The 1,027-nt window shown below is 66.4% G+C and carries 2 pseudogenes; both read right to left on the reverse strand.

The annotated features are described in order from the left end of the window. Positions 1 to 219: 219 nt before the first annotated feature. Positions 220 to 377, reverse strand: a pseudogene (locus CC117_RS40890) (site-specific integrase); the annotation flags it as partial. 70 nt (positions 378 to 447) lie between these two features. Further along, positions 448 to 1,027, reverse strand: a pseudogene (locus tag CC117_RS34545) (WD40 repeat domain-containing protein); the annotation flags it as partial.

Consider the following 1,027-nt stretch of genomic DNA (forward strand, 5'->3'; position numbering starts at 1 on the left):
GGGTCAACCATGCCCTGCCATCCCCCAATGCAACAGACCCGTTCCGCCGGCTCCGGACCCGCTGGGAACGGCGCGTCGATATACATCATGATAACTGGGCGGCACGAGCCCCGTGACGGGAGACTGTCATGCGGGGAATCTGTGGGAAGCGGCCGGTGCGACACCGGCCGCCCACCCGGCGCAATCCCCCCCGGCCACCCGACCAGGCGGATTGCGAGGGAGGGTGCCGCGGTCGGTGTCGATGTCGGACCACTGGAGTCCGAGAAGCTCTCCGCGGCGTAGGCCGAGGAAGACCGCCAGGACCACGAGTGCGTACAGCCGGTCACCGGCCRCCGCGTCAGCAGTGCCCGCGCCTGTTCGACGGTCAGGCCGACGTCGCGACGCCGAAGTGCGACGGCTGATGGCGAGGCCCACAGGCAACTCGTTCAGCCAGTACGAAAGCCGAGGTCAAGGAAGCGCCAACAACCGTATCGCCCCGTCCTTGCTCCCGACGGCCAGGGTGCGACCGTCCGGGGAGATCGCTATCGACCAAATCCACTCTATACCCTTTGCCGAGGGTGGCTTGAGCGAAATGGGAGTGGACGGGTTATCCACGTCCCACAGCAGCACCGTACTGTCCCAGCTGCCGCTGGCCAGAATGCGATTGTCTGGTGAGAAGGCCACCGGCCAGACGACGGTTTCGGTGTCGCCGGTGAGGGGCTTGCCGAGGGGGCTGGGTTTGGTTCGGTCAATCACGTTCCACAGCCGCACCTTGCTGTCTTTGCCGCCGCTGGCGAGGGTGCGGCCGTCCGAGGTGAATGCCGCAGAGCCCACCCCGCCGATGTGGCCGGTCAGGATTGTGCTGAGGAGGGGACTGGGCGTGTTGGGCGTGTTCGATGTGTCCCACAGTCGCACGGTGGTATCGAGACTGGTACTGGCCAGGGTGCGACCGTCTGCTGAGAACACTACCGAGGTCACCCAGGCGGTGTGGCCGGTGAGGGGTTTACCGAGGGGGAGTGGGTTGGACCGGTCGCGCACGTTCCACAGT

The sequence above is a fragment of the Parafrankia colletiae genome (genome assembly GCF_001854655.1).
Classification (GTDB): domain Bacteria; phylum Actinomycetota; class Actinomycetes; order Frankiales; family Frankiaceae; genus Parafrankia; species Parafrankia colletiae.